Origin of the sequence: Pseudomonas sp. J452, from assembly GCF_024666525.1 — a bacterium.
Taxonomy (GTDB): domain Bacteria; phylum Pseudomonadota; class Gammaproteobacteria; order Pseudomonadales; family Pseudomonadaceae; genus Aquipseudomonas.
The window spans coordinates 1,809,552-1,835,692 of the sequence record NZ_CP088294.1 but is presented as its reverse complement, the minus strand read 5'-3'; the positions used below and the strand labels follow the sequence as shown (position 1 = coordinate 1,835,692).

The window sequence follows — 26,141 nt, the reverse complement described above, 5'->3', positions numbered from 1 at the left end:
CGCACATCCGGCCAGGTGCCTTTTACAGCGCCTGGCAACGGCGGTAAGCCGCTTGTAGCAACGCAACGGGCAGAACCCTGTCCGCAGCGGGAAATCCTTTACAGCATGCCTCGGCAAGCTTTCAGCCAGCTTTCCGTGGCTCTATCAGGCTGATTGCATGGCGGTGGCTAAGCAAAGCATTAGCCACCTTCACCACCGCCGCGCCACTCAGCCGATGGTCATCAGGCTGGCATTACCGCCGGCCGCCGCGGTGTTCACGCTCAGCGCGTGCTCGATCAGCAAGCGCTCCAGCGGGATATCGCTCTCACCCTTGTTCAGGCCGTGCACGCCGATGATCGCGCCCTTGCGCTGGGCAGCCTGCTGGCTGACTTCACGCAGCTGGTCGGAATCACCGTGATGGAGGATGGCGTCGAACTCGGCGTCCACGCTGGTCCAGTCGGCTACCAGGTCGATGCGTTTCTGCACCTCTTTCGGCAGGCTGGCGAACAGCTCGCGCTGGCTTTCCAGCCACAGCGCGCGGCTGCCCACGGCCAGGGTTGCGGCCAGTTGCGCGAGCAGGTCGCCGCGCTCTTCGGCCAGGCCCAGCACGCGTTCACGCGGCAGCAGGCTGTAGGTGTTGCGCTCGCCGGTCGGGCCATTGAGCACGTGGCAGGTGTAGCTCTGCGCCAGCTCGGCGTAGCGCGCGCACAGCGCGGCCAGGGCCTGGTCGTGCTTGCCGGCCCAGTCGCTCAGCGCGTGCAGGGCTTTTTCCTGCTCGGCCGGGCGTGGCAGCGGCTGCACGTTGTCACCCTTGAGCTGCGTGGCCACCGCCTCCTGCGGACGGGTCGAGAGCAGCCGATAGAGGTACAGCGGGCCACCGGCTTTCGGGCCGGTGCCGGACAGGCCTTCACCACCGAACGGCTGCACGCCGACCACGGCACCAACGATGTTGCGGTTCACATACAGGTTGCCGACGTGAGCGTTGTCCACCACCTGGGCGATGGTCTCGTCGATGCGCGTGTGCACGCCGAGGGTCAGGCCGTAGCCGCTGTCGTTGATCTGCTGCAGCAGGTTGCCCAGATCGCTGCGCTGGTAGCGCACCAGGTGCAGCACCGGGCCGAAGATCTCGCGCTGCATCTCGGCGAAGCTGTCCAGCTCGATCAGGGTCGGCATGACGAAGGTGCCGCGCTTGATCTCGTCGCCGCTGGCGCGGGCGCTCTGGAATACCTTGCGGCCTTTCTCGCGCATCTTCTCGATGTGCTGCTCGATATTGCCCTTGGCTTCGGCGTCGATCACCGGGCCGATGTCGGTGTGCAGGCGCTCCGGCGAACCCATGCGGTACTCGGCCATGGCGCCCTTGAGCATCTCGATCACGCGGTCGGCCACATCTTCCTGCACGCACAGCACGCGCAGGGCTGAGCAGCGCTGGCCGGCGCTGTCGAAGGCGGAGTTGACCACGTCGACCACCACCTGCTCGGCCAGGGCTGAGGAGTCGACGATCATCGCGTTGAGGCCGCCGGTTTCGGCGATCAGCGGGATGGTGCGGCCCTGGGCATCGAGGCGACCGGCGATGTTGCGCTGGAGGATGCCGGCCACTTCGGTGGAACCGGTGAACATCACCCCACGTACGCGCTCGTCACCCACCAGGCGCGCACCGACGGTCTCGCCACGGCCCGGCAGCAGTTGCACGGCACCGGCCGGCACGCCGGCTTCGAGAAGGATGCGCACGGCCTGGGCGGCGATCAGCGGGGTCTGCTCGGCCGGCTTGGCCAGCACGGTGTTGCCGGCGGCGAGGGCCGCGGCTACCTGGCCGCTGAAGATCGCCAGCGGGAAGTTCCACGGGCTGATGCACACCACCGGACCCAGCGGGCGGTAGCTGTCGTTGCTGAAATGCTCACGCGCCTGCGCCGCGTAGTAGCGCAGGAAGTCCACCGCCTCACGCACTTCGGCGATGGCGTTGGCGAAAGTCTTGCCCGACTCGCGTGCCAGCAGGCCCATCAGCTGCTGGATCTCCGCCTCCATCTGGTCGGCGGCGCGGTCCAGCACGGCTGCACGCTCGGCCGGCAGGGTCGACTGCCAGATCTGCCCGCTGGCCTGGGCGCAGAGGATCGCGCTCTTCACATCGGCTTCGCTGGCTTCATGCACATGGCCGACCAGGTCGCGGTGATCGGCCGGGTTGCGCACCGGCTCGGCCGGGCCGGGGTTGGGCGCATCGCCACCCAGCATCGGCTGGGCCACATAGAGGGTATTGGTAGAGGACAGCAGCGCCGAGGACAGCGAACCCAGGCGGTGCTCGTTGGCCAGGTCGATGCCGCTGGAGTTGGCGCGGGCGGCCCCATACAGGTCACGCGGCAGCGGAATGCGTGGGTGCGGCAGGCCGACGGCGCCTTCCTGGGCGGCCATCTGCTCGACCTGCAGCACCGGGTCGAGGACCAGGTCATTCAGCGAGATGCTGTGGTCGGCAATGCGGTTGACGAACGAGGTGTTGGCGCCGTTTTCCAGCAGGCGCCGGACCAGGTAGGCCAGCAGCGTTTCATGGCTGCCGACCGGGGCGTAGATGCGACACGGACGGTTGAACTTGCCGTCGGCGACCTTGCCCACCACCTGCTCGTACAGCGGCTCGCCCATGCCGTGCAGGCACTGGAACTCGTACTGGCCCGGGTAGTAGTTCTGCCCGGCGAGCTGGTAGATGGCCGACAACGAGTGGGCGTTGTGGGTGGCGAACTGCGGGTAGATGGCTTCCGGCACGGCCAGCAGCTTGCGCGCGCAGGCGATGTAAGAAATGTCGGTGTACGGCTTGCGGGTGTACACCGGGTAGCCTTCCAGGCCGTTGACCTGGGCCAGCTTGATTTCGCTGTCCCAGTAGGCGCCTTTCACCAGGCGGATCATCAGGCGGTGGCGGCTGCGCTTGGCCAGGTCGATGACGTAGTCGATCACATACGGGCAGCGCTTCTGGTAAGCCTGGATGACGAAGCCGATGCCGTTCCAGCCGGCCAGTTCCGGGGCGAAGCACAGGCGCTCGAGCAGATCGAGGGAGATTTCCAGGCGGTCGGCTTCCTCGGCGTCGATGTTCAGGCCGATGTCGTACTGCTTGGCCAGCTTGGTCAGACCGAGCAGGATCGGGTACAGCTCGTCCATCACCCGCTCGTACTGCGCGCGGCTGTAGCGCGGGTGCAGCGCCGAGAGCTTGATCGAGATGCCCGGGCCTTCGTAGATGCCACGGCCGTGGGAGGCCTTGCCGATGGCGTGGATGGCCTGCTCGTAGGAAGCCAGGTAGCGCTTGGCGTCCGCCTCGGTCAGCGCGGCTTCGCCGAGCATGTCGTAGGAGTAGCGGAAGCCTTTGCTTTCCATGCTGGTGGCGTTGGCCAGGGCCTCGCCGATGGTTTCGCCGGTGACGAACTGCTCGCCCATCAGGCGCATGGCCATGTCCACGCCCTTGCGGATCACCGGCTCGCCGCTCTTGCCGATCAGGCGATTGAGCGAGGACGACAGGCCGGCCTCGTTATGGGTGGCGACCAGCTTGCCGGTGATCAGCAGACCCCAGCTCGCCGCGTTGACGAACATCGAGGCGCTCTGACCGAGGTGCTGGCTCCAGTTGCCATTGGCGATCTTGTCGCGGATCAGGGCATCGCGGGTGGCCTTGTCCGGGATGCGCAGCAGCGCCTCGGCCAGGCACATCAGCGCCACACCTTCCTGGGACGACAACGAGAACTCCTGCAGCAGACCCTGCACCAGGCCCTGGCGGCCGCTGGCGGTCTTCTGGTTGCGCAGCTTCTCGGCGATGCCGAGGGCCATCTTCTGGGTGGCTGCGGCCTGCTCTTTCGGCAGTCGGGCCTGTTCCAGCAGCATCGGCAGCGCCTCGGTTTCCGGGCGGCGATAGGCGGAGGTGATGGCGGCGCGCAGCACCGACTGCGGCAGGATGCTTTCGGCGAAATCGAGGAAAACCTGCAGGCCCTGCTCGCTCAGCGCGTCGACCGACTCTTCACCGGCAGCGGCGGCCAAGCCGGAATGCTCGGCCGGGGTCAGGCCACCCTCGACCTGCTCCAGATAGTTGAAGATCGCCTGCTTGATCAGCCAGTGCGGGGTGCGGTCGAGGGATTGGGCAGCTTGCTTGAGACGCTCGCGGGTGGCGTCGTCGAGTTTTACGCCAAGGGTAGTGGTGGCCATTGGTTTTCCTATCTGGGGTAGTGCGCTGCTGGCGCGTGGCGAAAGAGTAACCCCCAAACAAACCAAGGTGCAACCTTGTGCAACCGTACATTAGACTAATTGGTCACAACACCTACCGAATAACCAGAGCCCTCTGGAATAAAGACCTGCAGGAGTGCAACCCAGCACTTAACGCCCACCATGAAATAGACGAGCGGCGCCATGAGCCGGTTGCACCCACCTGCAACCGGTAGCGCACAACTCCCGCGAATTCACCAGTCAACTGGTTGCGCCCACCTGTAAGGCATAGTCCCGCGGCGGGTATTGGGCAAGCAGCTCCGACAGGCGTCAGCAGGCGCGCCCGGATGCAGGTCATAGATGGATTGAGGGTCCTTAGCGCCACATCAAACCCCAGAGAGTGCGCCGCGCGCACAGCCCCAACGACGCAAGAGTCATCAGCGCGGCCAGACAAGCCGCAACCAGCGGCTTAGCCCGTGGCGCTGTGCAACTCGTGCAGCGGCGTCACCGTCACCCGCACTTCCGGATCGTGGCTGCCGCCACCGAGGATCACCCCGCGCAGCGGTGAGACATCGGCGAAGTCGCGGCCCCAGCCGAGGGTGATGTGCTCCAGGGCCGGCAACAGGTTGTTGGTCGGATCGAAATCCACCCAACCCTGGCGCGGGCAATACACCGAGACCCAGGCATGCGAGGCGTCGGCACCAATCAGCCGGGGCTGACCGGGGGGCGGCTGGGTCAGCAGGTAGCCACTGACGTAACGCGCCGCCAGGCCGCGCGAGCGCAGGCAGGCGAGCATCAGGTGGGCGAAGTCCTGGCACACGCCGCGACGCTCCTCCAGCACCTGCAGCAACGGCGTCGCTACCTGGGTGGCGGCGTCGTCGAAGGTGAATTCGTCGAAGATCTTCTGCATCAACGCACGCACCGCCAACAGCAGCGGCCGCCCCGGCGGGAAGCAGTCGGCGGCAAAGGCGGCGAAGGCCTGTTTGAGGTGCACATAGGGCGACTGGAAGCGATAGCGCATGGCCTCCAACAGCTCGCCCGACAAGGCCTGGCCGGAATAGCCGAACGCCGTGCAGGCCGCCTCCCAGGCCGGCGAATCCTCCAGCTCCAGCACCGCGCGGCTCTGCACCTCGACGCGCAGGCAGGCGATCACCCGCAGCTCGCCGTGCGGGCGCTCGAAGGCCAGGCGGGTCAGCGGATTGCCGAACACATCGTGGTCGTCCTGGCGCCGCGTCGGTTGCGGCGTGATGGTCAGGTGGCGCTCCAGGCAACGCTGCCAGGGGCATTCGCGCGGCCACAGATGCGCCAGCTGCTGGGCCAGGGACACCGGCGCCGAGTAGCGGTAATGGGTGTCGTGGAGGATCTGGTAGTGGGCGCTGCTCGGGCTCATGACGACTGGGTCCGCTGGCTAGCGTCGACATGCACAAAGAAGCGCAGGCCGAGTTGATCGGAAACCTGCCCAGCCGCACCGACTATCTGCAGCAGCAGATCGGCCAGGCCGCCGAGCACGGCACGCACCCCGGACTGGCCGAACAGCGGGTTCTCCAGGCTGGCCAGGTTGAAGCCGGCCAGCTTCTGCTCAAGCTCGATCAGGCGACTGTCGGCACTGAAGCCGAAGCTGTCCTGCAGGCGCTCCAGCGAGCGTAGCAGCATGCGCAGCTGGAACAGCACGGCATGCGGGTTCTGCTCGTCGAGCAGGAGCAGGTCGAGCACCGGGATCAGCTGCGCCGAGGCCAGGTAGCGGGTGCGGTAGGTGATGCTGCTGTTGCCCAGCTCCAGCAGCCACTCCAGCGCCGACTGGTCATGCACGGCCAGGCTGCGGAGGAACTCGGCGATGCTTTCGGCGAGGAACTGCAGGCGCTCGATGCAGCGACCGAGCATGAGAAAGCGCCAGCCGTCGTCGCGGGTCATGTCGTCGAGGGCAAAGCCGGACAGCGCCGCCAGCGACATCAGCAGGCGGTTGAGAAATTCCAGCAGCTCGCCGAAATCGGCCTGCTGCGCCTCCAGGGCCTGAGCCTCGCGCTGCAGCTCGATCAGCGCCTGCCAGTTTTCCCGCGACAGCTTGCCGCGCACGCTGCCCGCCGCCCACTGCAGACGCTGCAGGTTGGCGCGCAGGCTGGCCGGCCAGTCGGCGCCGAGCACGGCTTGCAGCAGGCGCTCTTCCAGGGAACCTTCACTGGCATCGGGCAGCAGACCCAGGCTTTCCCCCAAAGCCAGGGCGGTCTGCAAGGCCTGCGGGTCGTCATCATCGTCGACGTAACGGGCCAGCATGATCCGCAGCAGGCGCGCGCCGTCCTCGCAGCGCGAGCTGTAGCGGCCGAACCAGAACAGGTTTTCCACCACCCTGGAGGGCAGGTAGGGGTCGCTGCGCACCAGGTCGGCCACACCGAGCGGGCGCAACCACTGCCAGGGCTCGCCACCGGCGTGGCGTTCGCCGAGCACCCAGGTGTCCTTGCTCGCCCCGCCACGCTGCATCGACACCACTTCGGCGTCGGCCTCGGCCGCCACCCGGGTCAGGCCACCCGGCAGCACCCGATAGCCGTCGGCGCTGGCCACGGCGAACACGCGCATGCCGATCGCGCGCGGCGCCAGCTTGCCCTCCTCGCCTTGCCAGACCGGCGCCTGCGACAGCTGCGCCAGGGCCTGGGCCACGTAGGCATAGGGCCGCGCCTTGAGGCGTTCAGCCAGTTGCGCGCGCTGCGCCTGGTCGAGGTCGCGACCGAAAACTGGCGCGAAACTCTGTGAGGGGAAGCTGGGGCGCACCAGCAATTCGTCGAGCTTTTCCAGGGCCTCGTCCAGCACCGGCGGCTCGCCGCACCACCAGCTGGCGATGGACGGCAGCAGCAGTTCCTCGCCGAGCAGCTTCGCGCTGATCGCCGGCAGGAAGCCGGGCAGGCCGGGCGACTCCAGCACGCCGCTGCCGAGGGCGTTGGCCACCAGCACGTTGCCCTGGCGCACCGCTTCAAGCAGGCCGGGCACGCCGAGGGCGGAGTCGGTACGCAGCTCCAACGGGTCGCAGAAATCGTCATCAAGGCGGCGCAGCACCGCATGCACGCGGCGCAGGCCGGCCAGGGTCTTGAGGTAGACACAGGCATCGCGCACGGTCAGGTCGCTGCCTTCGACCAGCGGGTAGCCGAGCTGGCGGGCCAGGTACAGGTGTTCGAAATAGCTTTCGTTGAAGCGCCCCGGAGTCAGCAGCACCACCAGCGGCGCTTCGCTACCCTCTACCGGCGCCTGGCGCGCCAGGGTGTCCTGCAGGGTGCGGAAGAAGCCGGCCAGGTACTGCACACGCAGGTCGCGGTACAGCTCGGGGAAGGCGCGCGAGATGATCTGCCGGTTCTCCAGCGCGTAGCCGGCACCGGAAGGCGCCTGGGTACGGTCGGCAGTGACCCACCAGCGGCCATCCGGCGCTCGCGCCAGGTCGACGGCGTACAGGTGCAGGAAAGTGCCGCCGGGCGGCTGGATGCCCTGGCACGGCCAAAGGAAGTTGTCGTGGCCGAACACCAGCTCGGCCGGCAGCAGGCCGTCGCTGAGCAGTTGCTGCGGCCCATACAGATCGGCCAGCACGGCATTCAGCAGGGTCGCACGCTGGGCCACGCCGGCGGCGATGGTCTGCCATTCCTCGGCAGGGATCACGTTGGGCAGCAGGTCCAGCTCCCACGGGCGGTCAGCGCCATCCGGGTCGGCATAGACGTTGTAGGTCACGCCGTTTTCCTGGATCTGCCGAGTCAGCAGGGCCTGGCGCTGCTGCAGCTGCGCCGGGCTGCTGCGCTGCAGCTGTTCGAACAGCCGCCGCCAGTGCGGGCGGATGCCACCCTTGGCGTCGAGCAGTTCGTGGTAGGCCGCATCGGGCTGTGAGTAATCGGCAAGCAAATCAGGCATGGCAGGCTCGGTAATAGGCGCGCAGACGCTTTTTTGTAGGAGCCAGCTTGCTGGCGATCCCGTCGATGACACGGGGCGATCGCCAGCCAGCTGGCTCCTACAGGGCGCACGCACCGCAGGCGGGATCACACCCGCCGCAGATCCAGGGTCATCGGCAGTTCATTATTGTTGATCGGCAACGCCGTCGTCAGCTCACCCGGACTATGGCCATGGCGGAAGAAGCGCGCCAGGCGCCGACTTTCGGCCTCGTAGGCGTTGACCGGCAAGGTTGCATAGTTGCGCCCGCCCGGATGGGCGACATGGTACTGGCAACCACCCAGCGAGCGCTGCATCCAGGTATCGACCAGGTCGAACACCAGCGGCGCATGCACGCCGATGGTCGGCTGCAGGCAGTTCGGCGGCTGCCAGGCGCGGTAACGCACGCCGCCGACAAACTCACCGACCTTGCCGGTGGCGCGTAGCGGTACCGGCACGCCGTTGCAGGTCAGCACGTAGCGATCCGGCGCCAGTCCGTCGAGGCGCACCTGCATGCGCTCCAGCGAGGAATCCACGTAACGCACGGTACCACCCGGCGCACCCTCTTCGCCCAGCACATGCCAGGGCTCCAGGGCCTGGCGCAGCTCCAGGTCGATGCCCTTGACCTGGTAGTCGCCGACCTTGGGGAAACGGAACTCGAAGTGCGGGGCGAACCACTCGGCGCGCACGGGATAGCCAAAGGCATTCAGCTCGTGCAGCACATCGTGGAAGTCCTGCTCGACGAAGTGCGGCAGCAGGTAGCGATCGTGCAACTCGGTACCCCAGCGCGCCAGCCTGGCCGGGCGATAGGGCTCATCCCAGAAACGCGCAACCAGACCACGCAGCAGCACCTGCTGAGCCAGGCTCATGCGCGCATGGGGCGGCATCTCGAAGGCACGCAGCTCGAGCAGGCCGAGGCGGCCGCTGGCCGTATCCGGCGAGTACAGCTTGTCGATGCAGAACTCGGCGCGATGGGTGTTGCCGGTGACATCCACCAGCAGGTTGCGCAGCAGGCGGTCGACCAGCCAGGGCGGGCAGTCGCGGCCCGGCTCGGGCATCTGGGCGAAGGCGATCTCCAGCTCGTAGAGGGCATCGTTGCGCGCCTCGTCGACGCGCGGCGCCTGCGAGGTCGGGCCGATAAACAGACCGCTGAACAGGTAGGACAGCGACGGGTGGTTGTGCCAGTAGCTGATCAGGCTGCGCAGCAGGTCCGGGCGGCGCAGGAACGGCGAATCGCCCGGGGTGGCGCCACCGAGGACGAAGTGGTTGCCGCCACCGGTGCCGGTGTGGCGGCCGTCGACCATGAACTTCTCGCTGGTCAGACGGGTCTGCCGCGCCGCCTCGTAGAGAAACTCGGTGCGCTCGACCAGCTCATCCCAACTGGCCGCCGGGTGGATGTTGACCTCGATCACCCCGGGGTCCGGAGTGACGCGGAAATAACTCAGGCGCGGATCGCTGGGCGGCTCGTAGCCTTCCATCACCACCGGGCAGCGCAGCTCGGCGGCCGTGGCCTCGATGGCGGCGACCAGCTCCAGGTAATCCTCCAGCTCGGCCAGCGGCGGCATGAACAGGTACAGCCGACCCTCGCGCGGTTCGGCACACAGGGCGGTGCGCACCACCTCCCGTGCCGACTCGAACGGCTCAGGCGCACGCTGCTCTTGAATCTTCTGCCGGCTATTGGGGAACAGCGGCTGATGCAGCGTCTGCTGGATCTGCTGGCGGCGCGGCAGCGGGGCGAATTCCTGGTTGGGGTCCTGCGGCTGCACATAGGGGTAGTCGAACTCGCTGACCCAGGGTTGCGAGTCCAGCGGCAGGCGGTAACCCAGCGGCGAATCGCCGGGAATCAGCCGGCAGTATTCGTCACGGAGGAACCAGGGCCCGCTGTGCCAGTGCGCACCGTCCTCGCTGCGCGCCAGCGGCAGGATATGCCCGACCACCTCGCCGACGCCGCGATTGAACACCTTGCGCAGGCGCTCGCGCTCCAGCGGGTCGGCCAGGCGCGGGTCGTCCGGGGTGACGTTGGCCGGCAGGCGGCGCTCACGCCACAGGTAATAGAGCCAGTCCTCGTAGGCCGGAAAGGCATGTTCTGCACAAATGCCCAGATGCCCGGCCAGCGTCGCCAGAAAACGCCCGGCCAGGCGCGCGTCGGCGCCGTAGTAGCGGCTCTCGTCGGCGTACAGCGCCGCGTCCTGCCAGATCGGTTCGCCGTCCTTGCGCCAGAAGCAGTTCAGCGACCAGCGCGGCAACTGCTCGCCGGGGTACCACTTGCCCTGGCCGAAGTGCATCAGCGCCTGCGGGGCGTAATGCTCGCGCAAACGGTGGAACAGCTCGCCGGCCAGGCGCCGCTTGTTCGGCCCCATGGCGGCGGTATTCCATTCTTCATCATCGGGAAAATCGAGGGCGACAAAGGTCGGCTCGCCGCCCATGGTCAGGCGCACGTCCTGCTCCGCCAGATCGCTATCGATCTGCTGGCCGAGGTCGACGATCGCCTGCCACTGCTCCTCGCTGTAGGGCTTGGTCACCCGCGGCGCTTCCCAGATCCGCTCGATGCGCATCTCGTGTTCGAACTCGCACTCGCACTCGTCCACCGCCCCGCTGATCGGCGCCGCCGAGGACGGCTCGGGGCTGCAGGCCAGGGGAATATGGCCTTCGCCGGCGAACAGGCCCGAGGTTGGATCGAGGCCGATCCAGCCGGCGCCGGGCAGGTACACCTCGCACCAGGCGTGCAGGTCGGTGAAGTCCACTTCGGTGCCGCTGGGGCCGTCGAGGGCCTTCACATCGGCAGTGAGCTGGATCAGGTAACCGGAGACGAAGCGCGCGGCCAGGCCCAGATGGCGGAACAGCTGCACCAGCAGCCAGGCCGAATCGCGACAGGAGCCGGAAGCCTTCTCCAGGGTTTCCTCGGGGGTCTGCACGCCCGGCTCCATACGGATCAGGTAGCCGATATCGGCCGACAGCTTCTGGTTCAGTGCCACCAGAAAGTCGACGCTGGCGGTCGGCTTGCGCTCGACGCCAGCCAGGTAGTCGGCGAACAGCGCGCCCGCCGGCAGCTTGACCAGATAGGGCGCCAGCTCGCGGCGCTCGCCGGCGGTGTAGCTGAAGGGAATCTGCTCGGCGTAGGGCTCGAGGAAGAAGTCGAAGGGGTTGAACACCGCCATCTCGGCGACCAGGTCGACGGCGATCTTCAGTTCGTCGGTCTTTTCCGGAAACACCAGACGCGCCAGGTAGTTGCCCTGGGGGTCCTGCTGCCAATTGATGAAATGCTCGCCCGGTTCGACCTTGAGGGCATAGGAGAGGATGCGCGTACGACTGTGCGGCGCCGGGCGCAGACGGACGATCTGCGGGCCGAGATTGACCAGGCGGTCGTAGCGGTAATGAGTGACATGGTGCAGTGCGACATGAATCGACACGGCGGGCCTCCTGCAAGCCTGGGCGATACCTGGGCTGCGCAAGAGTTATGCCAGTGGCTTGAGTGCGGTTTCCGGGGGCTGCCGGCAGGTAGTGGCACCAGAACAGGGCAGCGAGCGCACGGCGGGCGATGCGGTGCACGGAAAAGGCGCCAGCGGCGAAGAGGAGCACGGAGCAGCGGATTGCACGGACTGCCCCCTCTCCCGTTTACGGGAGAGGGCTGGGGAGAGGGTGAGTCTTGCCCCTCTCCCCCCGCCCCTCTCCCACAAGTGGGAGAGGGGAGAAAAGCCCGCCTCGTTAGCGTGGCACGGCCGGGCGCTTGACCGGCTTCTTGCCGCCCTTCTTCACGTCCGCGCGCTCCTTGGCTGCGGCCTTGTTGCGTGCCTGCGCAGCGGCCTTGGCCTCTTCGCGCTTGTCCCATGGGTTGCCACCCGCCGCCCCCGTGTCGCGCGGCGGCAGGCCGGTGTGCTGGGTCAGCAGCGGCTTGCTCTTGCTGGTGTCCTTGGCCACCTTGTGGCTGCCGGCCGGCGTCGAGTTCTTGCGCCGCGCACTCTGGTAGCTGTCGGTAGCCGGCTGGTGCAGCGGGATCAGCTGGTTCTTGCCCGGCCCGATCAGGTCGGCACGGCCCATGCGGGTCAGCGCCTCACGCAGCATCGGCCAGCCTTTCGGGTCGTGATAGCGCAGGAACGCCTTGTGCAGGCGGCGCTGTTCCTCGCTCTTGACGATGGTCACGCCGTCGCTCTTGTAGCTGACCTTGCGCAGCGGGTTCTTGCCCGAGTGGTACATGGCCGTGGCGGTGGCCATCGGCGACGGGTAGAACGCCTGCACCTGGTCGGCGCGGAAGCCATTGCCCTTGAGCCACAGGGCCAGGTTCATCATGTCTTCGTCGGTGGTGCCCGGGTGCGCAGCGATGAAGTAGGGGATCAGGTACTGCTCTTTGCCCGCCTCTTTCGAGTACTTCTCGAACATGCGCTTGAACTTGTCATAGCTGCCAATGCCCGGCTTCATCATCTGATTCAGCGGGCCTTCCTCGGTGTGTTCCGGGGCGATCTTCAGGTAGCCACCGACGTGGTGGGTGACCAGCTCCTTGACGTACTCCGGCGACTCGACGGCCAGGTCGTAGCGCAGGCCCGAGGCGATGAGGATCTTCTTCACCCCTGGCAGCGCGCGGGCACTGCGATACAGCTGGATCAGCGACGAATGGTCGGTGTTCAGGTTCGGGCAAATGCCGGGGAACACGCAGGACGGCTTGCGGCAGGCGGATTCGATTTCCGGGCTCTTGCAGGCAATGCGGTACATGTTGGCGGTCGGCCCGCCGAGGTCGGAAATCACCCCGGTGAAGCCCGGCACCTTGTCGCGGATCTCTTCGATCTCGCGAATGATCGACTCTTCCGAGCGGTTCTGGATGATGCGGCCCTCATGCTCGGTGATCGAGCAGAAGGTGCAGCCGCCGAAACAGCCACGCATGATGTTGACCGAGAAACGGATCATCTCGTAGGCCGGGATCTTCGCCTTGCCGTACGCCGGGTGCGGGATGCGCTGATAGGGCATGCCGAACACGTAGTCCATCTCTTCGGTGGTCATCGGGATGGGTGGCGGGTTGAACCACACGTCCACCTCGCCATGCTTCTGCACCAGCGCGCGGGCGTTGCCCGGGTTGGTCTCCAGGTGCAGCACGCGGTTGGCGTGGGCGTAGAGGACCGGGTCGTTGCGCACCTTTTCCATAGACGGCAGGCGGATCACAGTCTTGGCCCGGGTCATCCGCGGGCTGGGCAGCAGCTCGACGACCTTGGCCTCGTTCGGGTCTTCGACCGGACCCTTTTCCTGCTCGATGGCGCAGGCCTGGGTGTCCTGGGTGTTGACGTAGGGGTTGATGATCTTGTCGACCTTGCCCGGCCGGTCGATACGGGTGGAGTCCACTTCGTACCAGCCCTGCGGCGTATCGCGGCGAATGAACGCGGTGCCGCGCACGTCGGTGATCTCTTCGATCTTCTGGCCGAATGACAGGCGCTGAGCCACTTCGACGATGGCGCGCTCGGCGTTGCCGTAGAGCAGGATATCGGCGCAGGCATCGATCAGGATCGAGTTGCGCACCTTGTCCTGCCAGTAATCGTAATGGGCGATGCGGCGCAGCGAGGCCTCGATGCCGCCAAGCACGATCGGCACGTGCTTGTAGGCTTCCTTGCAGCGCTGGCTGTACACCAGGCTGGCGCGATCCGGGCGCGAGCCGGCCAGGCCGCCGGGGGTGTAGGCGTCGTCCGAGCGGATCTTCTTGTCGGCGGTGTAGCGGTTGATCATCGAATCCATGTTGCCGGCCGCAACGCCGAAGAACAGGTTCGGCTCGCCAAGCTTCATGAAATCGTCTTTCGACTGCCAGTTCGGCTGGGCGATGATACCGACGCGAAAACCCTGGGCTTCGAGCAGCCGGCCGATGATCGCCATGCCGAACGACGGGTGATCCACATAAGCGTCACCGGTCACGATGATGATGTCGCAGCTGTCCCAGCCGAGCTGATCCATCTCTTCCCGGCTCATTGGCAGGAAAGGTGCAGGACCGAAACACTCGGCCCAGTACTTGGGATAGTCGAACAACGGCTTGGCAGCGTGCATCGGAATGACCAGCAGGGATTTTCAGGGGCGCGGAATATAGCACAAAAAACGTACAGAGACCGAGCCCAGGACTCAGGTTAACGGCAATCTGTAACAAGCGTCTGACTTGCCGATTTTGTGATCACCAACAGCTTGCGCCTATACTCGGGCAAAGACTTTCACAGCCCGGCCTGAGCGCCAGGGCTCAAGGAGCGTAAACGGTGCGGCGCACAGTCTTGCAAGTATTCCTGTGGGCCTGCCTGGCGAGCCTTGGCGGCCAGCTGATGGCGGCACCGATCCTGCTGCAGGCCAGCAGCAGCGGACAACAACTGAACGGACAAATCGAGCTGCTGGAGGATGCCGGCGGCCAGCTGCGCATCGCCGACATGGCCGACCCGGCCGTGCAACAGCGCTTCGTGTCGGCGGCGGGCAAGGCCAGCGTCGGCCAGAGTCGCCACCCCTGGTGGATCAAGGTCAGCCTGCAGGCCGCGAACGATGCGCCACGCCAGTGGTGGCTGGAGGTCGGTTCGGTCACCCAGCTCGATCTGCGTCTCTATCTGCCGAATGGCACGGGCGGTTGGCAGATCCGTGAGTCCGGTGAGCGCGTCGACTATCAACGCGGACGCGACCACGACTACCGGCACATGCTGTTCAAGCTGCCGGAACTGGGCCAGGAGCCACTGACGCTGTACCTGCGCAGCTACGATCCGGCCGGCAACTCATTCCCCCTGCGCGCCTGGCAGCTGGATGACCTGACCCAGCTGGCCACCGAGGAAAATCTGGCCCTGGGCGTGGTCTACGGCATCATCGCCGCCCTGCTGCTGTACAACCTGTTCATCTTCTTCAGCCTGCGCGACTCGGCCTACTTCTGGTACGTGCTGACCACCGCCGGCGCGCTGCTGATGATCCTCAGCATGAGCGGCCATGGCTTCCAGTACCTGTGGCCGAACCATCCAGTGCCCTTCTGGCTGGACCGCATCACCCTGCCCTCGATCTGGGGCTTCTGCGCCTGTCGCTTTACCCAGACCCTGCTGCAAACCCGCAGCCATGTGCGCTGGGCCCATTACCTGCTGAGCTTTGCCTGCATCTGCTATGTCCTGGCGATTGCGCTCGAAGGCCTGGGGCAACGCCATAGCGCCGCCTGGCTAATCGCCCTGCTGTCCCTGACCAGCATTCCAGCAGCCCTCGGTTCGGCAGTGATTCGCTGGCGCCAGGGCTACTTCCCGGCCCTGCTCTATCTCTGCGGCTACGGCCTGATCCTCGGCAGTATCAGCCTGGCGCTGATGCGTGCCACCGGCCTGGTGCAGCCCGCCACCTGGAACGCCTACGTCTTTCCCTTGTCGGTAGCCGCCGAATCGATCCTGTTCTCCTTTGCCCTGGCCTACCGCATCCAGACCCTCAAGCAGGAGCGCGCCCGCGCCCTGGAGCAGGCCGACCGGGAAAAGACTGCGCGCCTGGCCCATATCCAGGCCAGTAGCGAAGAACTGAGAAGCGCTGTCGAGCTGCGCACGGCCGAGCTGGCTCAGGCCAACCAGCAGCTCTGCGAGCGCGAGCAGGCCCTGCAGCACGCGGCTTTCCACGACCCGCTGACCGAACTGCCCAATCGGCGCTACCTGATCGAAAGGGTCGACACCGCCCTGGCCGACGCCCAGCGCCGTGGCGAATCGGTAGCGCTGATGCTGGTCGACCTCGATCATTTCAAGCCGATCAACGACAGCTACGGCCACGATGCCGGCGACCTGATGCTGCGCAGCATCGGCCAGCGCCTGCGCGAGCACGTGCGCACCAATGACATGGTCGCGCGCCTGGGTGGCGACGAGTTCGCCGTACTGATCTGCGGTGCGGACGCCGAAGCCCACACCCAGGAAATTGCCGCACGGCTGCTCGATGAATTGGCCAGACCGGTGCTCTATGGCGCCAATCGCCTAGCGGTGACCATCAGCATCGGCGCGGCGCTCTATCCACAGCACGCCGAGCAGTTCGCCGGGCTGTACAAGTCCGCCGACGAAGCCCTGTACAAAGCCAAGCAGCAGGGGCGCTCGGGCTTTGTCATGCAAGGCAATGAAGGCAACCTGAGCCAGCAAGAGTGCCTGCAGCTGGATGTGCTGAAGGTGCCCAGCGGGCTGCTCTGAGGTGGGTTAGCCCAGATAACGCCGCGGCACCCGCACGGTGACCTTGGTCAGCAGCTCGTAACCGATGGTGCCGGCAGCCTGGGCCACCTCGTCGACCGGCAGCTGCGCGCCCCACAGCTCCACGCTGTCACCGACCCGCGCCTGCGGCAGATCGCTCAGGTCCACGGCCAACATATCCATCGACACCCGTCCAACCAGCGCCGCGCGCCGGCCGCCCACCAGCAGCGGCGTGCCGCTCGGTGCATGCCGCGGGTAGCCATCGGCATAACCGCAGCTGACCGTACCGATCCGCGACGGTCGCTCGGCGACCCACGCTGCGCCATAACCAACGCTCTCGCCGACCGCCACCTCGCGCACGGCGATCAGTTGCGCGCTCAGCGTCATCACCGGTTTGAGCCCCAGCTCGGCGGCGCTCAGGTCGGCAAACGGGGTGGCGCCGTAGAGCATGATGCCGGGGCGCAGCCAGTCCATGTGCGCCGCCGGAACGGTCAGCAGGGCCGCCGAGTTGGCCAGACTGCGCTGGTCGAAATCGAGATCGAGCAGCTCGAGGAATGTCTCGACCTGCTGCTCAATCAGTGGATGGCCACGCTCATCGGCACAGGCGAAGTGGCTGAGCAGGTTCAGCTCGGCCACCTGCGCCGCACCGCGCAGGCGTGCATGGGCAGCGCGCACGGCCGCCGACGTCAGCCCCAGGCGATGCATGCCGCTGTCCAGCTTGAGCCAGACATTCAGCGGCCTCGGCAACTGGGCGGCCAGCAGCTCCGCAAGCTGCTCTTCGCCCTGCACCACCAGATCCAGGCGCAGCTGCGCGGCAATCGGCAGCTCCTCGGCAACGAAGCAGCCCTCCAGCAGCAGGATGCGCGCCTCGCCATGCATGGCGCGAACCTCGGCGGCCTCTTCCAGACTGGCTACGGCAAAGCCGTCGGCCTCGTCATGCAGGGCCGTGACCACCTCGCGCACACCATGCCCATAGGCATTCGCCTTGACCACGGCAAACGCCTCACGCCCCGGCGCGCAGCGCTTGGCCAAGGCATAGTTGTGACGGATGGCGGCCAGATCGATGGTGGCGACGAGGGGACGCATGACGCAGGCTCCAGACAAACGAAACGGGCGCCCATCTTAACCGCTGGGCGCCCGTTTTCATTGATCCAGACCATGCACTGCCACCGTTGCCCCGGAAACCGTAGCGAGCGCGGCACAGGCAAGAAGCCCGGAGCGCAGCCACCGGAGTGAACATTTGTTCATGAGGATTATTCGCTGCGCTCACCCTACGGGCCGCCTGCGGCGTTCAACGCAAGCGTTGTGCGAGCACCGCGTGACGCAGCCTGTGCTGCGCGCAGTAGGTTTACGGGGTAACGATTTATTCGTCGTCGAACTGGTAGCTACCCGGCGCCAGGTTCTCGAAACGCGAGTACTTGCCGAGGAAGGCAAGGCGCGCCGTACCCAGCGGACCGTTACGCTGCTTGCCGATGATGATCTCGGCCACGCCCTTGTACTCGGTCTCCGGGTGATACACCTCGTCGCGGTAGACGAACATGATGATGTCGGCGTCCTGCTCGATTGCCCCGGATTCGCGCAAGTCGGAGTTGATCGGGCGCTTGTTGGGGCGCTGTTCGAGACCACGGTTGAGCTGCGACAGGGCGATCACCGGGCAGTTGAATTCCTTGGCCAGGCCCTTGAGCGAGCGCGAGATCTCGGAGATCTCGTTGACCCGGTTGTCGCCGCTGGAACCGGGAATCTGCATCAGCTGCAGGTAGTCGACCATGATCAGGCCGATCTCGCCGTGCTCACGGGCCAGGCGGCGGGTACGCGCGCGCATTTCCGAGGGGCTGATGCCGGCGGTATCGTCGATGAACAGCTTGCGGTCGTTGAGCAGGTTGACCGCTGAGGTCAGGCGCGGCCAGTCGTCGTCGTCCAGGCGACCGGCACGCACCTTGGTCTGGTCGATGCGCCCGAGCGAGGCGAGCATACGAATGACGATGGATTCCGAAGGCATTTCCAGCGAGTAGACCAGGATCGCCTTGTCGCTGCGCATCAGGGCGTTTTCCACCAGGTTCATGGCGAAGGTGGTCTTACCCATGGACGGACGGCCGGCGACGATGATCATGTCGGCCGGCTGCAGGCCGCTGGTCAGGTTGTCCAGGTCGTTGAAGCCGGTGGACAGGCCGGTGATGGCGTCGCCGGTATTGAACAGCGAGTCGATGCGGTCGATGGCTTTGACCAGGATCTCGTTGATACCCACCGGGCCGCCGGTCTTCGGCCGCGCCTCGGCGATCTGGAAGATCAGGCGCTCGGCCTCATCGAGGATTTCCTCACCGGTACGGCCCTGCGGGGCATAGGCACTGTCGGCGATTTCCGAGCTGATGCCGATCAGCTGGCGCAGGGTGGCGCGCTCGCGAATGATCTGCGCATAGGCTTTGATGTTGGCCACCGACGGCGTGTTCTTCGCCAACTCGCCGAGATAGGCCATGCCGCCGACCTGCGACAGCTGACCTTCCTTGTCCAGCTGCTCGGACAAGGTCACCACGTCGAACGGCGAGTTGCGCTCGGCCAGCTTGAAGATGGCGCGGAAGATCAGCCGGTGGTCATGCCGGTAGAAGTCGCCGTCGGAAACTTGGTCGAGCACCCGCTCCCAGGCGTTGTTGTCCAACATCAGGCCGCCCAGCACGGCCTGCTCGGCCTCGATGGAATGCGGCGGCACCTTGAGCGCGGCGGTTTCCAGATCGTACTGTTGAGGGACGCTGATGTCGTTCATGGCACCTGTACTTCCAAAGCGTGGAGGCTTTTACAAACGCATGTTTTGCAAAAGGCTCTGCTGAAAAAACAACGGGCACGACACTGCTAATGCAATGTCGCGCCCGATTGTCAGCAGGCCGGCGCCGGAGCGCAAGCCCGCAAGTCGGCTGACTTAGGCAGCTACGACCACAACCTTGACGGTTGCTTCAACGTCGGTGTGCAGGTGCACAGCTACGTCGAATTCGCCGATGTGGCGAATGGTGCCGTTCGGCAGACGCACTTCAGACTTAGCCACTTCAACGCCGGAGGCGGTCAGGGCATCAGCGATGTCGTGGGTGCCGATCGAGCCGAACAGCTTGCCTTCGTCGCCTGCGCTGGCAGTGATGGTCACTTCCAGTTCGGCCAGTTGGGCAGCGCGAGCTTCGGCAGAAGCTTTCTTGTCAGCAGCAGCTTTTTCCAGCTCGGCGCGACGCGCTTCGAACGCAGCAACGTTCTCAGCGGTAGCAGCAGTAGCCTTGCCTTGCGGCAGCAGGTAGTTACGGCCGTAACCGGCTTTAACGTTGACCTTGTCGCCCAGGTTGCCCAGGTTGGCGATTTTTTCCAGCAGGATAACTTCCATTTGGGTCTTACCTCTTAACTTTTAACCTTCACCGTTCGCGGGGCCGGCGCCGTTCTTGCGCGCCAGGCGACCACGAAAATCAAACAGGCCATCCAGAACAGCCAACAGACAGATCAAATTACCGCCCAGCAGCACCGCCACATACAGACCGATTTTCCAGAAGCTCGAGAGCCCCTTCATTTCGATCAGACCGTGCCCCAGGGCTAGCCCTGCAACCAGCAACGGCACCGCGCAAATGGTCGCCAGCATCGGTACATCGGTACCTTGCAGCGGCATCAGCACTCCAGCCAGCAGCACAATGGCCAGTGCTGGCGGGAGGCGCACGGCGCGAAACTCTTTACCGAAGCCACCCGGGTTGTACAACGAGGCCTGCCAGTACCGCGCCAACACCAGACAGAGAATGCTCGTCGCCTGAAAAGAAGAGGCGAGCAACCCGGTCAGGGTCGGAACCAGCGATGCCTGCATGTCAGCCAGTTGTTCAGCAGGCAATTTCGCCTCACTCCAGAACTGCTTGGACGCACCACGGAAAGCTTCCGCAAGCGACTCGACAAGCTCGGGAGAGGTGACGCTCAGCAACAAAGCGAACATCACGCCCAACACTACGCTGACCGCCAGCACCCAGCTCCAGGACGAGGTGGAGCGCAACACCTGCGCCATCACCAGTGTGCCGGCCAGCGTCAGTGCGATACCCGGATCACCCAGATACCACCAGACAAAGGCAGGCAAACACGCCCAGATCAGGATGCCAACTGCATCGTTAAAGCCCCTTCGCAGCAGCACCAGGGCGCTCGCAGAGGCAGTCAACCAGAACAACAACGGCAATATTGCCGAACCGACCACCACCAGGGTGGCCTGCATGCGGCCGCGCATGATGAACTCAGCCAAAGCACGCATGCGATCTATCTCTCAGCTATCAGATGCAACCCGATATCAACGGCCGTGGCTGTCGGTGTAGGGCAGCAGGGCCAGGAAGCGGGCGCGCTTGATAGCGGTGGCCAGCTGACGCTGATAACGAGCCTTGGTACCGGTGATACGGCTAGGAACGATTTTGCCGGTTTCCGAGATGTAGGCTTTCAGGGTGTTGAGATCTTTGAAATCGATCTCTTTCACGTCTTCAGCGGTGAAACGGCAGAATTTACGACGACGGAAGAAACGTGCCATGTGATTGGCTCCTCAATAGATCCGTGGATTACTCGTCAGCGTTGTCGCTGTCACTGCTATCGCTGTCATCGCCATCGGCGGAGTCAGCGTTCTCAGGACGGTCACGACGCTCACGGCGCTCGCTGCGGTTTTCTTCAGCCTTGAGCATCTCGGACTGGCCGGTAACGGCTTCGTCGCGACGGATGACCAGGTTACGGATCACGGCATCGTTGTAACGGAAGTTGTCTTCCAGCTCAGCCAAGGCCTTGCCGCTGCACTCTACGTTCAGCATGACGTAGTGAGCCTTGTGGACGTTGTTGATGGCGTAAGCCAGCTGACGACGACCCCAATCTTCCAGACGATGTACTTTGCCGCCGTCTTCTTCGATCAGCTTGGTGTAACGCTCAACCATGCCGCCGACTTGCTCGCTCTGGTCCGGGTGAACCAGAAAGATGATTTCGTAATGACGCATAAATGCTCCTTACGGGTTGAAGCCTGCCACTGGATGCGGTCAGGCAAGGAGTGAATATCACTAGTTGGTCTTGCCGGGCGGAGGGCGCGCAAACGCCTGCCGTCACGGCAAGGGGCGACATTCTAGAGAAGCCCCCTGCCAGGCGCAAGGCAAACTGGCGATTATTTGAACAACCCGACCTGGCCAGCGCGATCCCCACCCAACGAAAAACGGCGCCTCGCGGCGCCGAATGTCTGAACCAGGAACAGGTAACGAACTAGCGCTTGGCCTGGCGCTGACGCACCGCCTCGAACAGGCAGACGCCGGTGGCGACCGAGACGTTGAGGCTGCTGACGCTGCCCGACATCGGCAGCTTGACCAGGTAATCGCAGTGATCGCGGGTCAGGCGGCGCATGCCCTTGCCTTCCGCGCCCATGATCAGCACGGTCGGCCCGGTCAGGTCCTGCTGGTACAGTTCCTGTTCGGCCTCGCCGGCCGTGCCGACCAGCCACAGGCCGCGCTGCTGGAGCTTTTCCAGGGTGCGCGCCAGGTTGGTCACGGCGACCAGCGGGATCACCTCGGCAGCACCGCAGGCGACCTTGCGTACCGTGGCATTGAGAGTCGCCGACTTGTCCTTGGGCACTATCACCGCCAGCGCGCCGGCGGCATCGGCGGTGCGCAGGCAGGCGCCGAGGTTGTGCGGATCGGTCACGCCATCCAGCACCAGCAACAGCGGCGGGCCTTCGCGACGATCGAGCAGCTCTTCGAGCATGGCCTCACCCCACACCTGGCTGGGGCTGACTTCTGCCACCACGCCCTGGTGTACGCCTTCGGCCCACTCGTCGAGCTCGCGACGATCCTTCTGCCCGACCGGCACACGATTCTGCCCAGCCAGCTCGACCAGGGTCTGCACCCGCGGATCATGCCGGCTTTCCGCCAGCCACAGCTGCTTGACCCGCTTCGGGTGGTGACGCAGCAGAGCCTCTACGGCGTGTACGCCATAGACCTTTTCCAGCTGGCTCATGACTTAGCCTTGCGCTTACGTGGCTTGCCGGCAGCCGCTGGCGCAGCGCCCGCCTTGGGCGCGCCCTTGCGATGGCTGGAGGCCGGCTTTTGCGCCGCCCCATCGCCACCGCGACCAGCTGCCGGCTTGCCGCCAGCCTTGGCCCCGGAGAGCAGCGCCTTTTTCAGGTCGCGACTCTTCTGCACATCGGTATTGCCGGCAGCACCGCCAGCCGACTCGCTCTTGCCGCGACGAGAGCCAGACGCCTTGTCGGCACCGGCACCGGCTTCGCCACGCACACCGCTGCGCTTGCGCCCGACCGGCGCATTGGCCGCACCCTCGGACAGCTCGAAGTCGATCTTGCGCTCGTCGAGGTCGACGCGCATGACCTTCACTTCAACGCTGTCGCCGAGGCGGAAGCTGCGCCCGCTGCGCTCACCGGCCAGGCGGTGATGCACAGGGTCGAAGTGGTAGTAGTCGCCCGGCAGCGCAGTGACATGCACCAGGCCTTCGACGTAGATGTCCTTCAGCTCGACGAACAGGCCGAAACCGGTCACCGCGGTGATCACACCCTCGAAGGTCTCGCCGACGCGATCCTTCATGAACTCGCACTTGAGCCAGTTGACCACGTCACGGGTGGCCTCGTCGGCGCGGCGCTCGGTCATCGAGCACTGCTCGCCGAACTGCTCCAGAGCCGGCTCGTCGTACGGGTAGATACGCGCACGCGGCATGCTGGTGGCGCCGGCACGCCGTACGTGCGGGGTATCCAGCTTGGAACGCACGACACTGCGAATGGCGCGATGCACCAGCAGGTCCGGATAACGGCGGATCGGCGAGGTGAAGTGGGTGTACGCCTCGTAGTTCAGGCCGAAGTGGCCGTGATTGTCGGCGCTGTACACCGCCTGGCTCAGCGAGCGCAGCATCACGGTCTGAATCAGGTGGAAGTCCGGACGCCCCTGAATGCTCTGCAGCAGCTTCTGGTAGTCCTTCGGCGACGGACCATCCTTGCCTTTGTGCAGCCCCAGGCCCAGCTCGGTGAGGAAGGCCTTGAGTTTCTCCAGGCGCTCCGGCGGCGGACCGTCATGGACACGATACAGCGAAGGAATTTCATGCTTCTGCATGAACTGCGCGGTGGCGACGTTGGCCGCCAGCATGCATTCCTCGATCAGCTTGTGTGCATCGTTGCGCTGGGTCGGGCGGATCTCCGCGATCTTGCGCCCGGCGCCGAAGATGATGCGGGTTTCCTGAGTCTCGAAATCGATGGCGCCGCGTTCGTGGCGAGCGGCCAGCAGCACCTGATACAGGGAATAGAGCTGCTTGAGGTGCGGCAGGACTTCCTTGTATTCCGTACGCAGAGCCTTGCCTTCGCTGCCTTTCGGCTGTTCCAGCATAGCGCTGACCTTGTTGTAGGTCAGGCGCGCATGGGAGTGGATCACCGCCTCATAGAATTGGTAATCGACCAGCTTGCCGGCCTTGGACATGGTCATTTCGCAGACCATGGCCAGACGATCGACATGCGGATTCAGCGAGCACAGACCGTTGGACAACTCCTCCGGCAGCATCGGAATCACGCGCTCGGGGAAGTACACCGAGTTGCCGCGCTTCTGCGCTTCGTCATCCAGCGCCGAGCCGACTTTGACGTAATGCGACACGTCGGCGATGGCCACATACAGCTTCCAGCCGCCGGAAAACAACTTCCAGGCACTGCTGTTCTTTTCGCAGTAGACCGCATCATCGAAGTCACGAGCATCTTCGCCGTCGATGGTAACGAACGGCAGATGGCGCAGGTCGACGCGCTTCTCCTTGTCCGCCTCTTCCACTTCCGGCTTGAGCTTGTGCGCTTCCTTGACCACAGCCTCCGGCCAGACATGCGGGATGTCGTAGCTGCGCAGCGCCACATCGATCTCCATGCCCGGCGCCATGTAGTTGCCGACCACTTCAACGATGTCGCCCTGCGGCTGGAAACGCGCCGTCGGCCAGTGGGTGATCTTGATCGCAACGAACTGACCGACCTTGGCCTCGCCATGACGACCCGGGGTGACCAGGACTTCCTGCTGGATCTTCGGGTTATCCGCTTCGACGTAGCCGATGCCGGCCTCCTCGAAGTAACGGCCAACGATGGTCTCGTGGGCGCGTTCGATCACTTCGACGATGGCGCCTTCACGGCGACCACGCCGATCCAGACCGGAAACCCGCGCCAACGCGCGATCGCCGTCGAAGACCAGACGCATCTGTGCCGGACTGAGGAACAGGTCATCGCTGCCGTCGTCCGGCACCAGGAAGCCGAAGCCATCACGGTGGCCACTGATGCGACCACGGATCAGGTCGAGCTTGTCGACCGGGGCATAGGTGCCGCGGCGGGTATAGATCAGTTGACCATCGCGCTCCATCGCACGCAGGCGGCGACGCAACGCTTCTTCCTGGTCTTCCGTGGTCAGTCCCAGCTCGACCATCAACTCCTCACGGGCAGCGGGCGAACCGCGCTCGGACAGGTGCTGCAGGATCAGCTCACGGCTGGGGATGGGGTTTTCGTATTTTTCCGCCTCGCGGGCGGCCTCGGGATCGAGGGATTGCCAATCGGCCATTAAATGAAATTACCTTTACGCATATATAGATGTGTTTGCCATGTGCCTATTGAAGCGCGAAAACGCATCGGGGGTCAGCTTTTCAATCGACAATAATTTTTTTGCTGTCAGGGGTTTACAAGAAAAAACACCGCCCGTATTATTCGCGCCCACAACGTTGCTGAGACGTTGTACCACGGAAACGTTGAGCGATCATTGTTTCTTGTGCCCAGGTGGCGGAATTGGTAGACGCACTAGGTTCAGGTCCTAGCGGTGGCAACACCGTGGAAGTTCGAGTCTTCTCCTGGGCACCATTATTCAGCAACCGAGCCGCTGGCTCGGTTTCGTTTTTACGGAGCAGCAACGCCGTACCGACCAATCGGTAGCCGCTGCAAAAAAGTCGATGAGCAATCATCGCAATGTGCCCAGGTGGCGGAATTGGTAGACGCACTAGGTTCAGGTCCTAGCGGTGGCAACACCGTGGAAGTTCGAGTCTTCTCCTGGGCACCACTCTTCAAAACAAAACCGAGCCACTGGCTCGGTTTTGTCTTTTATACCTCCTGAAAAAATGTCCTAGCGGAGCACAACCCCGCCAGGCTCGACAGCATTCAGACCTTGAACTGAGCGAAGCTGGCCTTGAGCTGGTTGACCAGCCCCTCCAGCACCCGACCACTGGCCGCCGTTGCACTGACCTCCCCCGCCGCGCGCTGGGCCTCGCTATGAATCACCTCGACACGACCGCGCACCGCACTGGCACCATCGGCCTGATGCGCCGCCGCGCGAGTGGCGGTATCGATGGCGCCATGCACCTCATCCACCGACGCCTGCACCGATTGCTGCAGGCGAGCACTGTCACGCAGCGCCTGCAAGCCTTCGGTCGCCTGCTCACCCGCCTGACCAATCACCGCCACCGCCTCACGCGCCCCTTGCTGCAGTGCCGTGATGTGCGCCTGGATATCGCCGGTGGACTGCTGGGTCTTGCTGGCCAGCGCACGCACCTCATCCGCCACCACGGCAAAGCCGCGACCACTTTCGCCAGCCCGCGCCGCCTCGATGGCTGCGTTCAGCGCCAGCAGATTGGTCTGCTCGGCGATCGAGCGAATCACCGTCAGCACGACTTCGATCTGCTCGCTCTGCTGGGCCAGACGCTCGATCACCGCCGAACCGTTATCCACCCGCGCCACCAGCGCCTCGATCAAGCCGCCGACCTTCTGGGCAATGGCGGCGTTTTCATGGGCTGCCTGGCGGATCGCCAGGACCCGCTGCTGGGCATCATGCATGGCCTGACTTTCCGCCTGAGCGGCGCCGGCCATTTCCTCCAGCGCCTGCAAGCTGCCAGCCACTTCATCACGCTGACGGACAGACGCCGCCTCGGCTGACGCACTGCGCAGGGTCAGACTGCGAATTTCCTCGCCGGTGCGCTGCGCCACCTCGCCCGCCTCGCGCACGATGGGTTGCA

Annotated in this window: 14 protein-coding genes, 2 tRNA genes and 1 pseudogene; 3 read left to right on the top strand and 14 right to left on the bottom strand. The window is 65.0% G+C overall.

Features of this window, described 5'->3' with window-relative positions; translation table 11 throughout:
* Positions 1–207 precede the first annotated feature (207 nt).
* The 5 genes from putA to LRS11_RS08180 form a co-directional block, all read right to left on the bottom strand.
* Positions 208–4,146: a trifunctional transcriptional regulator/proline dehydrogenase/L-glutamate gamma-semialdehyde dehydrogenase gene (gene putA, locus LRS11_RS08200; RefSeq protein ID WP_260496353.1), complete on the bottom strand. Its 3,939-nt coding sequence runs from the start codon at positions 4,144–4,146 to the stop codon at positions 208–210.
* Positions 4,147–4,612: 466 nt separating this feature from the next.
* The gene (locus LRS11_RS08195) at positions 4,613–5,533 is read right to left on the bottom strand and encodes a transglutaminase family protein (RefSeq protein ID WP_260496352.1); all 921 of its coding nucleotides are present in this window, start codon (positions 5,531–5,533) and stop codon (positions 4,613–4,615) included.
* Positions 5,530–8,025, bottom strand: coding sequence for a circularly permuted type 2 ATP-grasp protein (locus LRS11_RS08190; RefSeq protein ID WP_260496351.1), 2,496 nt, complete (start codon positions 8,023–8,025; stop codon positions 5,530–5,532). Before LRS11_RS08190 ends, LRS11_RS08195 begins: the two co-directional genes overlap by 4 nt.
* Before the next feature lie 125 nt (positions 8,026–8,150).
* Positions 8,151–11,450 carry a DUF2126 domain-containing protein gene (locus LRS11_RS08185; RefSeq protein WP_260496350.1) on the bottom strand — a complete coding sequence of 1,100 codons (3,300 nt, stop codon included), beginning with the start codon at positions 11,448–11,450 and terminating at the stop codon, positions 8,151–8,153.
* A 295-nt stretch (positions 11,451–11,745) separates the two neighbouring features.
* On the bottom strand, positions 11,746–14,058 hold the full coding sequence (locus tag LRS11_RS08180; RefSeq protein ID WP_260496349.1) for a YgiQ family radical SAM protein: 2,313 nt from the start codon (positions 14,056–14,058) through the stop codon (positions 11,746–11,748).
* 215 nt (positions 14,059–14,273) lie between these two features.
* On the opposite strand from LRS11_RS08180, the gene LRS11_RS08175 reads away from it, so the two are divergent.
* On the top strand, positions 14,274–16,169 hold the full coding sequence (locus tag LRS11_RS08175) for a diguanylate cyclase domain-containing protein (RefSeq protein WP_409519807.1): 1,896 nt from the start codon (positions 14,274–14,276) through the stop codon (positions 16,167–16,169).
* Between the two features lie 6 nt (positions 16,170–16,175).
* On the opposite strand, the gene alr is transcribed toward LRS11_RS08175, so the two are convergent.
* The 8 genes from alr to rnr form a co-directional block, all read right to left on the bottom strand.
* Positions 16,176–17,252 carry an alanine racemase gene (gene alr / locus LRS11_RS08170; protein WP_260496348.1) on the bottom strand — a complete coding sequence of 359 codons (1,077 nt, stop codon included), beginning with the start codon at positions 17,250–17,252 and terminating at the stop codon, positions 16,176–16,178.
* Between the two features lie 277 nt (positions 17,253–17,529).
* Positions 17,530–18,924, bottom strand: coding sequence for a replicative DNA helicase (gene dnaB, locus LRS11_RS08165; RefSeq protein WP_260496347.1), 1,395 nt, complete (start codon positions 18,922–18,924; stop codon positions 17,530–17,532).
* Between the two features lie 153 nt (positions 18,925–19,077).
* On the bottom strand, positions 19,078–19,524 hold the full coding sequence (gene rplI, locus LRS11_RS08160) for a 50S ribosomal protein L9 (protein WP_160082675.1): 447 nt from the start codon (positions 19,522–19,524) through the stop codon (positions 19,078–19,080).
* A gap of 21 nt (positions 19,525–19,545) precedes the next feature.
* Positions 19,546–20,418, bottom strand: coding sequence for a hypothetical protein (locus LRS11_RS08155; protein WP_260496346.1), 873 nt, complete (start codon positions 20,416–20,418; stop codon positions 19,546–19,548).
* Positions 20,419–20,454: 36 nt separating this feature from the next.
* Positions 20,455–20,685, bottom strand: coding sequence for a 30S ribosomal protein S18 (gene rpsR / locus LRS11_RS08150; protein ID WP_003246847.1), 231 nt, complete (start codon positions 20,683–20,685; stop codon positions 20,455–20,457).
* A gap of 28 nt (positions 20,686–20,713) precedes the next feature.
* The gene (rpsF, locus tag LRS11_RS08145) at positions 20,714–21,136 is read right to left on the bottom strand and encodes a 30S ribosomal protein S6 (protein WP_182832136.1); all 423 of its coding nucleotides are present in this window, start codon (positions 21,134–21,136) and stop codon (positions 20,714–20,716) included.
* Positions 21,137–21,392: 256 nt separating this feature from the next.
* A complete protein-coding gene (gene rlmB, locus LRS11_RS08140) occupies positions 21,393–22,139 on the bottom strand; it encodes a 23S rRNA (guanosine(2251)-2'-O)-methyltransferase RlmB (protein WP_182832137.1) in 747 nt (248 codons plus the stop codon).
* Positions 22,136–24,703: a ribonuclease R gene (gene rnr / locus LRS11_RS08135; RefSeq protein ID WP_260496345.1), complete on the bottom strand. Its 2,568-nt coding sequence runs from the start codon at positions 24,701–24,703 to the stop codon at positions 22,136–22,138. The genes rlmB and rnr overlap by 4 nt, the downstream gene beginning before the upstream one ends.
* 206 nt (positions 24,704–24,909) lie before the next feature.
* On the opposite strand from rnr, the gene LRS11_RS08130 reads away from it, so the two are divergent.
* Together LRS11_RS08130 and LRS11_RS08125 are read left to right on the top strand one after the other, a co-directional pair.
* A tRNA-Leu gene (locus tag LRS11_RS08130) sits at positions 24,910–24,996 on the top strand.
* A gap of 109 nt (positions 24,997–25,105) precedes the next feature.
* Positions 25,106–25,192 (top strand) — tRNA-Leu (locus LRS11_RS08125).
* Between the two features lie 98 nt (positions 25,193–25,290).
* On the opposite strand, the pseudogene LRS11_RS22465 reads toward LRS11_RS08125, so the two are convergent.
* A pseudogene (locus LRS11_RS22465) lies at positions 25,291–25,800 on the bottom strand (methyl-accepting chemotaxis protein); the annotation flags it as partial.
* Positions 25,801–26,141: the final 341 nt, after the last annotated feature.